The sequence below is a fragment of the Citrobacter sp. KH_055_1 genome, from assembly GCF_057838705.1.
Genome location: NZ_CM174473.1, coordinates 3355825 through 3369079, shown reverse-complemented (window position 1 = coordinate 3369079; position 13255 = coordinate 3355825). Strand labels below are relative to the sequence as shown.

General features: G+C 52.3%; 15 protein-coding genes. 2 read left to right on the top strand and 13 right to left on the bottom strand.

All coding sequences use genetic code 11. The annotated features are described in order from the left end of the window. The first annotated feature begins 56 nt into the window (after window positions 1-56). Window positions 57-260 (top strand): twin-arginine translocase subunit TatE, encoded by a 204-nt coding sequence (gene tatE, locus AC3ITF_RS16010; protein WP_045441030.1) that lies wholly within the window; start codon window positions 57-59, stop codon window positions 258-260. A gap of 97 nt (window positions 261-357) precedes the next feature. On the opposite strand, the gene lipA is transcribed toward tatE, so the two are convergent. The 10 genes from lipA to AC3ITF_RS15960 all read right to left on the bottom strand — a co-directional run bounded on the left by lipA (window position 358) and on the right by AC3ITF_RS15960 (window position 9814). Next, the gene (gene lipA, locus AC3ITF_RS16005; RefSeq protein ID WP_049269752.1) at window positions 358-1323 is read right to left on the bottom strand and encodes a lipoyl synthase; all 966 of its coding nucleotides are present in this window, start codon (window positions 1321-1323) and stop codon (window positions 358-360) included. 205 nt (window positions 1324-1528) lie between these two features. Beyond that, a complete protein-coding gene (lipB, locus tag AC3ITF_RS16000) occupies window positions 1529-2170 on the bottom strand; it encodes a lipoyl(octanoyl) transferase LipB (RefSeq protein WP_117342219.1) in 642 nt (213 codons plus the stop codon). A 116-nt stretch (window positions 2171-2286) separates the two neighbouring features. Continuing rightward, window positions 2287-2550 (bottom strand): DUF493 family protein YbeD, encoded by a 264-nt coding sequence (gene ybeD / locus AC3ITF_RS15995; RefSeq protein ID WP_003022706.1) that lies wholly within the window; start codon window positions 2548-2550, stop codon window positions 2287-2289. 106 nt (window positions 2551-2656) lie between these two features. After that, window positions 2657-3868: a D-alanyl-D-alanine carboxypeptidase DacA gene (gene dacA / locus AC3ITF_RS15990; protein ID WP_096757902.1), complete on the bottom strand. Its 1212-nt coding sequence runs from the start codon at window positions 3866-3868 to the stop codon at window positions 2657-2659. Between the two features lie 142 nt (window positions 3869-4010). Continuing rightward, on the bottom strand, window positions 4011-5102 hold the full coding sequence (gene rlpA, locus AC3ITF_RS15985; protein ID WP_489175823.1) for an endolytic peptidoglycan transglycosylase RlpA: 1092 nt from the start codon (window positions 5100-5102) through the stop codon (window positions 4011-4013). Window positions 5103-5112: 10 nt separating this feature from the next. Then, complete coding sequence (gene mrdB, locus AC3ITF_RS15980; RefSeq protein WP_096757900.1) at window positions 5113-6225, bottom strand: peptidoglycan glycosyltransferase MrdB; 1113 nt, start codon at window positions 6223-6225, stop codon at window positions 5113-5115. Between the two features lie 2 nt (window positions 6226-6227). Continuing rightward, on the bottom strand, window positions 6228-8129 hold the full coding sequence (mrdA, locus tag AC3ITF_RS15975; protein ID WP_096757899.1) for a peptidoglycan DD-transpeptidase MrdA: 1902 nt from the start codon (window positions 8127-8129) through the stop codon (window positions 6228-6230). Window positions 8130-8159: 30 nt separating this feature from the next. Continuing rightward, window positions 8160-8627, bottom strand: a complete 468-nt coding sequence (gene rlmH, locus AC3ITF_RS15970; RefSeq protein WP_003022725.1) for a 23S rRNA (pseudouridine(1915)-N(3))-methyltransferase RlmH — start codon at window positions 8625-8627, stop codon at window positions 8160-8162. A 3-nt stretch (window positions 8628-8630) separates the two neighbouring features. Further along, a complete protein-coding gene (gene rsfS / locus AC3ITF_RS15965; RefSeq protein ID WP_096757898.1) occupies window positions 8631-8948 on the bottom strand; it encodes a ribosome silencing factor in 318 nt (105 codons plus the stop codon). Window positions 8949-9202: 254 nt separating this feature from the next. Next, the gene (locus AC3ITF_RS15960) at window positions 9203-9814 is read right to left on the bottom strand and encodes an adenosylcobalamin/alpha-ribazole phosphatase (RefSeq protein WP_117342222.1); all 612 of its coding nucleotides are present in this window, start codon (window positions 9812-9814) and stop codon (window positions 9203-9205) included. 96 nt (window positions 9815-9910) lie between these two features. Between AC3ITF_RS15960 and cobD the strand changes: the two genes are divergently transcribed. Continuing rightward, window positions 9911-11005, top strand: coding sequence for a threonine-phosphate decarboxylase CobD (gene cobD, locus AC3ITF_RS15955; protein ID WP_489176450.1), 1095 nt, complete (start codon window positions 9911-9913; stop codon window positions 11003-11005). Here cobD and nadD read toward each other — a convergent pair. Genes nadD through lptE form a run of 3 tightly spaced genes read right to left on the bottom strand, consistent with a single transcriptional unit; the run spans window position 10980 to window position 13247 of the window. Continuing rightward, a complete protein-coding gene (gene nadD, locus AC3ITF_RS15950) occupies window positions 10980-11621 on the bottom strand; it encodes a nicotinate-nucleotide adenylyltransferase (RefSeq protein WP_115259978.1) in 642 nt (213 codons plus the stop codon). The two genes, cobD and nadD, sit on opposite strands and share 26 nt — an antisense overlap. Before the next feature lies 1 nt (window position 11622). Continuing rightward, window positions 11623-12654: a DNA polymerase III subunit delta gene (gene holA / locus AC3ITF_RS15945; RefSeq protein WP_115259100.1), complete on the bottom strand. Its 1032-nt coding sequence runs from the start codon at window positions 12652-12654 to the stop codon at window positions 11623-11625. Further along, entirely contained in the window at window positions 12654-13247 is a 594-nt protein-coding gene (gene lptE / locus AC3ITF_RS15940; protein ID WP_117342225.1) for an LPS assembly lipoprotein LptE, read from the bottom strand. Before lptE ends, holA begins: the two co-directional genes overlap by 1 nt. Window positions 13248-13255: the final 8 nt, after the last annotated feature.

Here is a 13255-nt window from a genome sequence, read left to right as displayed (position 1 = left end):
AATTCTCAGGTTAATATGGCGCTTTATGCAGCCTGGTTTAAGTGAAGAAGGTATCTATGGGTGAGATTAGTATTACCAAACTGCTGGTGGTTGCCGCACTGGTCGTTCTGCTGTTTGGTACCAAGAAGTTACGTACTCTGGGTGGAGACCTGGGAACGGCAATTAAAGGCTTCAAGAAAGCGATGAACGATGAAAATGCCGATGCGAAGAAAGATGCAGATGGTAGCGTTCAGGCTGAGAAGCTTTCTCATAAAGAGTGATGTCAGGAGCATGATGCTCGTACTGCAAACTCTGCATGAAAAAAACCGGCAATTTGCCGGTTTTTTTATTGTTGAAATGTAAGTGAGTATTACGCGATCACTTCACTTCCAGCCCTTTTGCCTGCATGTCTGCATGATATGAAGAACGTACAAATGGACCGCAAGCTGCATGGGTAAAGCCCATCGCCATGGCTTCCGCTTTCATTTCATCGAACTCATCCGGGCTAACATAGCGCTGAACCGGCAGATGGTGACGGCTTGGCTGTAAATACTGCCCCAGCGTTAGCATGGTAACGCCATGACGACGCAGGTCACGCATGACCTCAATGATTTCCGCGTTGGTTTCACCCAGACCCACCATCAGACCTGATTTGGTTGGGATCTCCGGATGGGCTTCTTTGAAACGCTCCAGAAGCTTCAGTGACCAGTTGTAATCTGCACCCGGACGTACATTGCGGTAAATACGCGGTACGTTTTCAAGGTTGTGGTTAAACACGTCTGGCGGCGTTGCGGTGAGGATATCCAGCGCGCGGTCCATTCGACCACGGAAGTCAGGTACCAGCGTTTCGATTTTAATCGACGGGCTTTTCTCACGGATAGCTGTGATGCAGTCCGCAAAGTGTTGAGCACCGCCATCGCGCAGATCGTCGCGATCGACGGAGGTGATGACGACATAGCGCAGCGCCATGTCCGCAATAGTTTGAGCCAGTTTTAACGGTTCGTTGGCATCCGGGGCAACCGGACGGCCGTGGGCAACGTCACAGAATGGGCAGCGGCGGGTACAAATCGCGCCGAGGATCATAAAGGTTGCGGTGCCGTGATTGAAACATTCAGCCAGGTTAGGGCAGGACGCTTCTTCGCAGACAGAGTGCAGGCCATTTTTGCGCATTGCCGCTTTGATGCCCTGGATGCGAGTGGAGTCCGCTGGCAGTTTTATTTTCATCCATTCCGGTTTACGCAGCAGGGCTTCACGCTCTGTTGCCACATTTTTTACCGGGATAAGAGCCATCTTATCGGCATCGCGGTATTTAACACCGCGTTCCATCACAATGGGTTTACTCATAGCTTGCGTGTTCCAGTTGCGAATAACGAAGGAAAGCGTTTCAATTCAAGGGAATGTTGTATTTATCAACTATTTTTGAATTAGTGATACGCAGTATATCATTGAAACGGGCCAGAAAGCAGCCTGACAGGCTGGCAAAATGTAAAATAGTTGTTGTTTTGTGCCATTTGCCACAACATATGCTGCGGCAATGTCTGCCCCGTTTTTAGTCTGCGACGTACTCGTGTGGTGGGTTACCGAGTAGCGCTAATATGTTTGCCAGCAAACGAGGACGAACGCTTTCGGTGGTGGCATGACTGTCCCACTGTGAAACTTTCGCCATCTCCATTCCGGCGTAGCCGCAAGGGTTGATGCGCAGGAAAGGCGACAAATCCATATCCACGTTAAGCGCTAAGCCATGGAATGAACATCCTCTACGAATCCGTAACCCTAACGAACAGATTTTCTTTTCACCGACGTAAACGCCTGGCGCATCGGCTCGTGGGTGTGCATCGATACCCATTTCTGCAAGCGTGTTTACCACGGTTAGTTCCAGCAACGTGACCAGTTCGCGAACGCCCAGTTTTCGGCGTTTGAGGTTCAACAGGACATACATCACCTGTTGCCCTGGGCCGTGGTACGTTACCTGACCGCCACGATCGCTCTGAATAACGGGGATATCACCCGGCACCAGAACGTGTTCTGCTTTGCCTGCCTGCCCCTGAGTGAAGACCGGATAATGCTCTACCAGCCAGATTTCATCATGACTGTTTTCATCGCGGGTATCGGTGAATTCGTGCATGGCCTGAGAGACGGGCTCGTAAGGCTGAAGACCGAGCTGGCGGACAAGAATTTTATCCTGATACAAAACGGTATCTCCGTAGATACTCACATCGAGTAGAGAATATAAAGAGGGGAAAGTATATCACAGGGGAAGGAGAGAGAGGTTACCCGAGCAGAATGCAACGGGTAACCGACAGGCTGTTACAGCACCATACGTACGATGTCGATGTTGCCTAATTCTTCGTACAGGGTTTCAACCTGCTCAATGTGCGTAGCAGTGATGGTGATAGAGACCGAGTGGTAGTTGCCTTTGCTGCTCGGTTTTACTGTTGGAGAGTAATCACCTGGCGCATGGCGCTGTACCACTTCAACCACCTGATCAACCAACTCCGGCAACGCCTGCCCCATTACTTTGTAAGTAAATGGAGTAGGGAATTCAAGCAGTTCGTTAAGTTTGGTTTTCATGTCAGCTCCGGCGTTACATCAAAAAATAATAACTCCCACGCTGAGTGGGAGTTATCTGGATACCTAGTATATGGGGACGTAAATCACACTTTCAAGTGCTCAATTTTTAGCCAAACCAGTGATGAAACATTAATTTAATGTAATCAATGATTTTACCAAAGAAGTTGCCTTCAGGGATTTCCTGCAGGACCACCAGCGGGCGCTGTTCAATGGTTTTGCCATCGAGCTGGAAATTGATGGTGCCGACAACCTGGTTTTTCTGCAGCGGCGCGTGCAGTTCAGTGGTGTTCAGCACATAGCTCGCTTTCAGATCTTTCATACGGCCGCGCGGAATGGTTAGGTAGACATCTTTATCAACACCTAACGAGGCACGATCGGTATTACCAAACCAGGCCGGTTCAGAGGCAAATTCTTTGCCGACCTTCAGTGGGTTCACGGTTTCAAAGAAACGGAAGCCCCAGGTCAGCAGCTTTTTGCTTTCGGTTTCACGACCTTTATAGGTACGACCGCCCATGACGGCAGAGATCAGACGCATCTGACCTTCGGTTGCGGATGCCACCAGGTTATAGCCCGCTTTATCGGTGTGACCGGTTTTAATCCCGTCAACATTCAGGCTGTTATCCCACAGCAGGCCGTTACGGTTTAACTGACGAATGCCGTTGAAAGTGAACTCTTTTTCTCGGTAGATAGAGTATTCGTTAGGCACGTCGCGAATCAGCGCCTGACCAATCAACGCCATGTCACGTGCTGAGCTGTACTGACCTTCAGCATCCAGACCGTGGACGGTCTGGAAGTGGGTGTTTTTCAGTCCCAGCGCATTAACATAGCTGTTCATCAGGCCGACGAAAGCATCCTGACTACCGGCAGCAAAGTCAGCCATTGCCACGCACGCGTCGTTGCCGGATTGCAGGTTAATACCACGGATCAATTGTGAAACGGGAACCTGCATTCCCGGTTTCAGAAACATCAGCGATGAACCTTTAAACACCGGGTTACCGGTAGCCCACGCGTCATTGCCCACGGTGACCAAATCGGTTTCTTTGAATTTCCCGGCTTTCATGGCCTGACCGATGACATAGCTGGTCATCATTTTGGTCAGGCTGGCGGGGTCGCGGCGAGTGTCCGCATTCTGTTCGGCCAGAACCTTTCCTGAATTGTAATCAATCAGGATATAGGACTCCGCGTCGATCTGCGGAACGCCCGGGATCATGGTTTTAATATTCAGGTCATCGGCATGGGCAGCAGAGAGAGAGGCTGCGCAGAGAGCCGCGGTGAGCGCGATGCGCTGCACGAAACGAGCGGAAAAAGTGGTCTTCATGGTCTGAACTACGACGTCCGTGATGAAAGTAAAAAAAGTGCCCTACTATAGCAAATGCGTAACTTACAGGCATCCGACTTTCCACATGACTTTGTTAATGTCATTGACAGAAATTGACAGAATGGGTGCCTGCTTTACGTTACTACACGCCGGTGATGAAGGACTGTAATTGCGCTTCGGATTGCAGGCGCTGCTGCAATGTACTGGCTTCCGCTTTGCTGGTGAACGGCCCCATCTGGATACGCCATACGGCACCGTTTTGTACCACGCGGCCCGGCACGCCAAACTGCTGGCTCAGTCGTTTTTGGTACTGCTGCGCACGGGCCTGCTCGCTGACGGCACCCACCTGAACGAAATAACGGCCATTGGTTGCAGCAACGGGTGTAGCAGCGGCCGGAGCAGATACCGGTGCTGACACTGTTGCAGGCGCTGTTGTTACGGGCTGTGGAGCCGGTGTGGGTTCGCTGCCTTCGAGCACGCCTGCGGCGAGCGTAGTTGGCGCACCAAGGAAACCATTGCTGTTAACTGGCGCACCGGTAGCGTCATCGCTTTTCAGCGTTGAATTACTGATAGGACGAATATCGCCTTGCGGCTGGTCTGCGTCCGGTGCAGAAGGCATAGTGTTACCCCCGCTTAAATCAGGACGAGACGGCAGGGCGTAAGTCTGTTTTGCGACCGTCGTACACGCCATACCAGGGCCTGACAACGAACCGTCTTGCGCGACGATTATCGGATCAATACGCACTTTCGTATTGTTCGAGGTGTTCAGACGATCGGCCGCAGCGCGTGAAAGTGAAATCACGCGATCGTTGCCATAAGGACCACGATCGTTAATCCGTACGACGATCATCCTGCCGTTTGCCAGGTTGGTAATTCGGGCGTAGCTGGGAACCGGTAATGTCGGATGCGCAGCGGTGAGCTGCATGGGATCGAATGCCTCACCAGATGCGGTTAAATTGCTGCCGGGTTCCGCATCATAGATTGCGGCCAATCCGGCCTGGCTAAAGCGAGAGGGATCCTGAACAATTTTATAGCTTTTACCATCACGCTGGTAATCCTGATTAGCCGTTGGGTTCAGGGGTTCAAAACGCGGATCGGCTCCGCTGATTTCAACAATCGGACCATTACACACCGCTGGTTGCGGCGCGACAGCACCCTGTTGCTGACCATCATCATTCGAACACGCCGCGAGCATTCCTGCTGCGATGCAGATTCCAAGCCACTGCTTACGCATTGCGTACCCCTTACACGCTTTTTGACAACATTTTTCTATGGGTGTGGATCGACATCACAATCCCGAACCCGGCCATCAGCACAATCAGTGCAGAGCCTCCGTAACTGACCAGCGGGAGTGGAACCCCTACTACGGGCAGAATACCGCTCACCATACCAATATTTACGAAGACATAAACGAATAATATCAACATTAAACCACCGGCCATGACGCGACCAAAAGTGGTTTGCGCTCGGGCGGCAATCCATAGCCCACGCATAATCAGCAAAATGTACAGCGCCAGCAGAATTAAGATCCCTACTAGCCCAAGCTCTTCGGCTAACACCGCAAAGATAAAGTCGGTGTGGCGTTCGGGTAAAAATTCAAGCTGTGACTGCGTACCGTGCAGCCAGCCTTTGCCGCTCAGACCGCCGGAACCAATAGCAATTTTAGACTGAATAATGTGATATCCCGCGCCCAGTGGGTCGGTTTCAGGGTCGAGAAGCATCATTACGCGCTGACGCTGGTAATCATGCATCAAGAAGAACCACAGTATCGGGATAAATGCGGCGACCAGAACCACGGCCACGCCGATTAAGCGCCAGCTTAAGCCCGACAGGAACAGCACAAACAGGCCGGAAAGGGCAACAAGGATAGAGGTCCCGAGGTCAGGTTGCGCGGCAACCAGCAGCGTAGGCATGAAAATCAACACCAGCGCGATAGCGGTATTCTTCAGCGACGGCGGACAAACATCACGGTTGATAAAGCGTGCTACCATCAGCGGGACTGCAATTTTAGCAATTTCAGACGGCTGAAAACGCACAATGCCGAGGTCCAGCCAGCGCTGTGCGCCTTTAGAAATGGCCCCAAAGGCATCTACCGCTACCAGCAGAATAATACAGACAATATAGAGATAGGGGGCCCAGCCTTCGTAGACCCTGGGAGGGATCTGCGCCATCACCACCATGATGACCAGACCCATGGCTATTTGGCCGACCTTACGCTCCATCATGCCAATATCCTGGCCGCTGGCGCTCCAGATAACCAGCGAGCTGTAAACCAGCAGTGCCAGCAAAATAAGCAACATCGTGGGATCGATGTGAATTTTATCCCAGAACGTTTTTTTGTTCGGATTATCCGTCACGATTATTGGTCCTCAGCTGCGGTAGCCACCGGGTTTTCCGCAGGCAGATTGGTGTTGTTGTCGCCCAACATAATATGGTCAAGGATCTGGCGCATGATGGTACCTACAGGCGCACCGGCCCCGCCGTTTTCGAGGATAATCGCGACAGAGACCTCGGGTTTATCGTAGGGCGCAAATGCGATCATCAGCTTATGGTCGCGTAAACGTTCGGCAATTTTATGCGCATTATAGGTTTCATTGGCTTTCAGACCGAAGACCTGAGCGGTACCGGATTTTGCCGCAATTTTATACGGTGCACCGGCAAAATATTTATGCGCGGTACCGTTAGGACGGTTTGCAACACCGTACATACCGTCTTTGGCAATTTCCCAGTAACCGGAATGAATGTCACCCACCGGCGGCTCATGCGGCTGAACCCATGGCACCTGCTTGCCGTTTTCCGTGGTGCTCATCAGCAGATGCGGGACTTTTACCACGCCGTCGTTGATAAGAATCATCAGCGATTTACTCATCTGAATAGGGGTTGCTGTCCAGTACCCCTGACCGATGCCCACCGGAATAGTATCACCCTGGTACCATGGCTTTTTAAACCGTTTTTGCTTCCATTCACGCGTTGGCATATTACCGGCTCGCTCTTCGGCCAGATCGATCCCCGTATAATGGCCATAGCCGAATTTACTCATCCACTCTGAAAGACGGTCTATCCCCATATCATAGGCGATTTGGTAGAAAAACGTATCCGCAGATTCCTCCAGTGAGCGGGTTATGTTCAGATGACCATGCCCCCACTTTTTCCAGTCGCGATAACGTTTTTCAGAACCGGGCAACTGCCACCAGCCTGGATCGAACAGCCCGGTATTACGGGTAATCACGCCCGCGCTTAGTGCGGATACCGCCACGTAAGGCTTAACGGTTGAGGCAGGGGGGTAAACACCTTGCGTCGCGCGGTTAACCAGTGGGGTATTGGGGTCATTGAGCAACCCTGCATAATCTTTGCTGGAGATACCGTCCACAAACAGGTTGGGATCGTAGCTGGGCATAGAAACCAGCGCCAGCACGCCGCCGGTACGCGGGTCAGTGACCACCACGGCGGCACGACTGCCGGCCAGCAGGGTTTCAATATACTGCTGGAGCTTTAAATCCAGCGTTAAATAGATATCGTGCCCGGCCTGAGGCGCCACTTCTTTCAATTGGCGAATCACGCGACCACGGTTGTTGACTTCAACTTCTTCGTAACCGGTCTGACCATGCAGAACGTCTTCGTAATAACGTTCAATACCCAGCTTACCGATATCGTGGGTAGCGGCGTAGTTGGCGAGCTTGCCGTCTTTGTCCAGGCGTTCAACGTCTTTATCGTTAATTTTTGAGACGTAACCAATGACGTGAGTTAGCGCAGAGCCGTAGGGATAGTAACGGCGCTTATAGCCTTTGACTTCCACACCGGGAAAACGATATTGATTGACGGCAAAGCGTGCAACCTGCACTTCCGTCAGATTGGTTTTCACCGGAATGGACGTAAAGCGGTGGGAACGTGCTCGTTCTTTTTTAAAGGCGGCAATATCGTCGTCATTGAGATCAACCACTTCCCGCAGCGCATCCAGCGTTTGCTGAACGTTATCGACCTTCTCAGGCATCATTTCTATCTGGTAAATGGTGCGGTTGAGGGCCAGGGGAATGCCGTTGCGGTCATAAATGATGCCGCGACTGGGGGCGATTGGCACCAGTTTGATGCGGTTTTCGTTTGAACGGGTCTGATAATCGGTGAAACGAACGATTTGCAGGTTATACAGGTTGGCGATCAGCACGCCAGTGAGCAGCAAAATCCCCAAAAAAGCAACCAGCGCCCGACGCACAAACAGCGCGGACTCAGCCGTATAGTCGCGAAAAGAATTCTGTAGTTTCATCCGCTGCTTAATCTACTCAAGACTCAATGATCACTCACGGTGATAAGGGTGGTTGGTGGTAATGCTCCACGCTCTGTACAGACTCTCTGCCACCAGAACCCGAACAAGAGGGTGGGGAAGGGTTAATGCAGAGAGTGACCAGCTTTGCTCCGCGGCAGCCTTACAGGCTGGAGACAATCCTTCCGGTCCGCCAATCAGCAGACTGACGTCACGACCATCCAGTTTCCAGCGTTCCAGCTCGGTTGCCAGTTGCGGCGTGTCCCAGGGTTTTCCTGGGATATCAAGGGTGACGATGCGATTTTTGCCAGCGGCAGCCAGCATCTGTTCACCCTCTTTATCGAGTATGCGTTTAATATCCGCGTTCTTGCCGCGTTTTCCTGCTGGGATCTCGATAAGCTCAAAAGGCATGTCTTTTGGAAACCGACGGAGATACTCCGTAAAACCGGTTTGCACCCAGTCAGGCATTTTCGTACCCACAGCGACAAGTTGCAGCTTCACGCATTAACTCCAGAGTTTTTCCAGTTCATACAGGCGACGGCTTTCTTCCTGTAAAACGTGGACAATCACCTCGCCGAGATCGACGACGATCCAGTCGGCCACGTTCTCACCTTCAACGCCAAGCGGCAGCAGGCCAGCGGCGCGAGATTCCTGAACAACGTGGTCAGCGATAGACATGACATGGCGGCTGGATGTGCCGGTGCAGATAATCATGCAGTCAGTGATGCTGGATTTGCCCTGAACGTCTAAGGCGATGATGTCTTGACCTTTAAGGTCATCAATTTTGTCGATTACAAAATCCTGAAGTGCTTTACCCTGCAAGTGTTCCCCCTGGGTGAAAAGAGTTAAAAAGGCTTGTTAGTATACCTGAACCAGAGGCGATATCGGGACAAATGTCTCCGAAAGCGCTTTTGAGGTGCGCTATCATCCCACCCCACGCAACAGAATGCATCGCCATTTTTGTAAAACAATTTCTGCAAAGCTCTGAAAGGCGGGAAAAGTCAGGCTGCGGAGAATAGCAGCCTGTCATGGGGTGTCAATGGGCGCGAGCCCCTTCGACAGAAAAAACCGTGTATTCACTCCCCCTCGCGCCAGATGGCTCGGCTGTTTAACACTTTCAGCACCGCAAAATCGTCGCAGAAATCAATTGCGCTCCAGCACCCTTGTTCAACGCGGAAATGCCACATTGATGCCGCGGGCATTGACATGAGCCGGGCGATCAGCACGCTGAGTACGCCCTGATGGCTGACCACCAGAAGGTTCTGCGAATTTTTATAATCAGCAAGTTGGGCAATGAAGCGCTCAACTCGCTGTGAAAATGCCTGAAAACCTTCGCCGTTGGTGGGGGTCGCATTCTGCCAGTCGTTACACCACAGCGCATAGTTTTCTGCGTCCTCACGCGCCAGATCGCGATGGTGGCGCATTTCCCAGTCGCCAAAGAACATTTCATTAAGCTCGGGCATGATCCGCAGTGGAACGTCGCGCCCTGCTAAGAGCAACTGCGTGGTATGGCGCGCGCGTTCAAGCTCGCTGCAGAGGACGTGGTCGAAAGGAACGTTGTGTAATAGTGCGGCCAGTGTTTCAGCTTGGGTTATTCCCCGCTGAGTGAGCGATGTAGGGGCATGACCGCTGTATAACCCGGCAACGTTGGCGTCGGTTTCTCCATGACGTACTAACCAGAGTCTCATTTTTCCCTCGTGAGGCTATTCGCACAAAACATGATATTTGCCCTGATTGCGCAGTGACTTTTCAATAAAATACCCTTTTAAAACTGGAGCGGCATGATGTCTTTATTAAAGAGCGCGCATGGCGGTAACACCCGGGAAGCCGCCGCATTATTGGGCATCTCGCCTGGGCAATTGCTGGATTTTAGCGCGAATATTAACCCGCTGGGTATGCCGGCAAGCTTAAAACGCGCACTAATCGACAATTTGGACCGTGCTGAGCGCTATCCGGATGTGGATTACGCCCATTTGCATGCCACTCTGGCGGAGCACCATCATGTTCCTGCGTCGTGGATCCTCGCCGGTAACGGGGAGACGGAGTCGATCTTTACGTTGGTTGATGGTCTTAAGCCGCGTCATGCGATGATCGTCATTCCCGGATTTGCGGAATATCGCCGGGCACTGCAATGGGGCGAATGCGCAATACACGAGTTTGCGCTGCGCGAAGAGGACGGTTGGCAGCTGACCGGAGAGATTCTCGATGCTCTTACCCCGGAGCTGGATTGCCTGTTCCTGTGTACACCTAACAATCCCACCGGGCTGTTGCCCGAACATCACCTGTTGCAGGAGATAGCTCGGCGTTGTAAACAGCTCGGGATCGCATTGATCCTCGATGAAGCGTTTATCGATTTTATCGCCGGGGAACAGGGGTTTATTCCGCTGTTGCAAGAGAATCCGCACATCTGGGTTTTGCGTTCACTCACCAAATTTTATGCGATACCCGGCCTGCGCCTGGGATATCTGGTTAACAGCAACGAGCAGGCGGTAGCACACCTGCGCAGCCGGCAAATGCCCTGGTCAATCAATGCCTTTGCCGCACTGGCGGGCGAAATGATTCTCCACGATAGCGTCTATCAGCAGGCGACATGGGAATGGCTGGCGCATGAGGGGAACCGATTCGATCAACAACTGCAAAATCTGCCTGGCCTGACGGTGTATCCCGGACGGGCAAATTATCGCCTGTTACGCTGCGAAAGACCGGGTTTAGATTTGCAAAAATCATTGCTGGAACAGCATGTGTTGATCCGCAGTTGCGCTAACTATCCGGGGCTGGATGCGCGTTACTACCGGGTGGCTGTCCGTGGCGCTGAAGAGAACAACCGCCTGCTGGCGGCATTACGCTACACGCTTAGCGGTACAACCCTTGCTGATTGATATAGTCCAGCACGGAGTCTGGCATTAAATCGTCACACGGCTCACCGTGTTCCAGTCGTTCGCGGATAAGGGTAGCGGAGATATTGAACCAAGGGGTTTCTGCCAGGTAAATTTTCCCGGCAGGAAGCTGGTGCAGGTCATCTGGCGAATGAGTCAGATGACGTTCGAGCCACTGCTGGTGCTGCGCCTGCGCCATCTCCAGCGGATACCCCGGTCGTCGGCAGACGATGAGATGGGTATTGTCCAGAATGGTGTCGGAATCGTGCCAGGAAGGAAAGGTGAGCAGTGAGTCCTGACCAATAATAAACGCCAGCGGCGCGAGTGGCCCTTGTTCCTCGCGCCACTCCTTGAGAGTTTGGGCGGTGTAAGAGGCCGTATCTCGTTTTAGCTCACGTTCATCCAGGATAAACAAAGGCTTGTCAGCAATTGCCAGCTCAAGCATCTGTTTACGCTGTGCGCTGGAGGCTTCGGGTTGCGCACGATGCGGCGGCACATTATTAGGCATGATAATCACCCGTGATAGGCCAATCAGATTAGCCAGAATTTCCACGGGTTTAAGATGACCATAATGCACCGGATCAAAGGTGCCACCGAACAAAGCCTGTAATGATTTCATATCAACCATCAATAAAAACATCTGCCAGTGATTTATGGCAGAGCAGAAGAGAAAGTCCCTCAAGCTCGGCCCATACTGACTGACCATAATCTTGTTTAAGCGTAATTTCCGTGCGCGTTAACAACTGTACCGCCTGGCGTAATTGCTCAGATGACAGCCGGTTTAGTGCATCACCCATCATGCCGCGGCGGTTTTGCCATACCCGATGCTTATCAAACAAGGCGCGTAATGGTGTGTGGGCTGATTGCCTTTTCAAGTTGACCAGTAACAGTAATTCACGCTGTATCGTGCGCAGCAGAATAACCGGCTCACTGCCTTCAAGGCGCAGTTGCTGCAGGATATGTAGCGCGCGTTTACTTTTGCCCATCAACAGCGCATCGACCCAATGGAAGGGGGTAAAGTGCGCCGCATCGTTAACCGCTTGCTCCACACGAGGCAACGTGAGTTTTCCATCAGGCCACAGCAATGATAACCGCTCCAGCGCCTGCGCCAGGGCTAATAGGTTACCTTCATAGCAATAACATAATAGCTGATTGGCGGCTTCGTCCAGTTGCAGGTTGCTTTGTTTCGCTCTGGCGGCAACCCAGCGAGGGAGCTGCGCCTGCTCTGGCGTCTGGCAGCTCACCTGAACAGCATGGCTCGCCAGACTGGTATACCACGCGGCATTTTCCTGTGCTTTGGTCAGCTTGTTGCCGCGAACAATCAGCAGCAGATCGTCATGCAGCAGGGTAACCAGCGTGGCGAGTTGTTCGTTAATGGCGGCATTAGGGCCGTTTTCAGGCAGTTGTAGAAGTAATGTCTGCCGGCTGGCAAATAGGCTCATGGCCTGGCAGAGGGAAAAAATAGCCCCCCAGTCAGTGCTGGTATCGAGGGTGAACGTGTGGTGTTCTTCGAATCCTTGCACAGTGGCGGCCAGACGGACGGCATCCTGGCTTTCCTGCAACAAGAGGGGATCGTTGCCCAGTAATAAGTACGCCGCGCGCAGCCCTTCTTTGAGCTGTGCGCGGAGTTGTTCAGGGTACAACTTGAGCATCAGTTACCCAGCGTGGTGGAAACACGCGCCTGAGAAGACGTTGGCGCGGCTGTTTCATTCTCAGCAGGCTGTACGTCATCACTGGATGACTGAGTATCAGCAATATGTATGCTTGGCAGCTTACGAATCAACTGTTCGGCCGCTTTGTCATACATTTCTTTGATGATCATATCCTGCTCGTTATCCTTCGCCAGTGCAGCCTGTGAGTTATCAAAGAACGAACGATAGACCTTGGCACTAATCGGATAAATGTCGTGACCCGGAATCAGAACGGAAGCTTTGACAGTCATCACCATCTGGTATTCGGCGGTTTGACCGTTTTGGAATACCGATGCCGTGTCTTTCGAGATACTCACGCCGCCCAGACGCAGGGACGGCACGTCTTTACGCATAGAACCGCTTTCGAGCAGTTCGATGTCGTTCAGACGTAACTGGTTGCGTACCGCGCGGCTTAACGGGCCGTTCGGATCGCCAGAGTCCAGGATCATAGTTTTCATTGTGGGCGGTACCTGCGTAGTACTACGCAGATGCCAACCACACCCAGCGGTGACCAGCACCACCAGGGATAACAACAGAGTTGTCAGATGTCGCACGCTTCCTC

What these genes read in the sequence shown, in the direction of transcription:
- tatE (WP_045441030.1), top strand. Translation starts at nt 57, where the DNA reads ATGGGTGAGATTAGTATTACCAAACTGCTGGTGGTTGCCGCACTGGTC.
- lipA (WP_049269752.1), bottom strand. Translation starts at nt 1,323, where the DNA reads ATGAGTAAACCCATTGTGATGGAACGCGGTGTTAAATACCGCGATGCC.
- ybeD (WP_003022706.1), bottom strand. Translation starts at nt 2,550, where the DNA reads ATGAAAACCAAACTTAACGAACTGCTTGAATTCCCTACTCCATTTACT.
- dacA (WP_096757902.1), bottom strand. Translation starts at nt 3,868, where the DNA reads ATGAAGACCACTTTTTCCGCTCGTTTCGTGCAGCGCATCGCGCTCACC.
- rlpA (WP_489175823.1), bottom strand. Translation starts at nt 5,102, where the DNA reads ATGCGTAAGCAGTGGCTTGGAATCTGCATCGCAGCAGGAATGCTCGCG.
- mrdA (WP_096757899.1), bottom strand. Translation starts at nt 8,129, where the DNA reads ATGAAACTACAGAATTCTTTTCGCGACTATACGGCTGAGTCCGCGCTG.
- AC3ITF_RS15960 (WP_117342222.1), bottom strand. Translation starts at nt 9,814, where the DNA reads ATGAGACTCTGGTTAGTACGTCATGGAGAAACCGACGCCAACGTTGCC.
- cobD (WP_489176450.1), top strand. Translation starts at nt 9,911, where the DNA reads ATGTCTTTATTAAAGAGCGCGCATGGCGGTAACACCCGGGAAGCCGCC.
- nadD (WP_115259978.1), bottom strand. Translation starts at nt 11,621, where the DNA reads ATGAAATCATTACAGGCTTTGTTCGGTGGCACCTTTGATCCGGTGCAT.
- holA (WP_115259100.1), bottom strand. Translation starts at nt 12,654, where the DNA reads ATGCTCAAGTTGTACCCTGAACAACTCCGCGCACAGCTCAAAGAAGGG.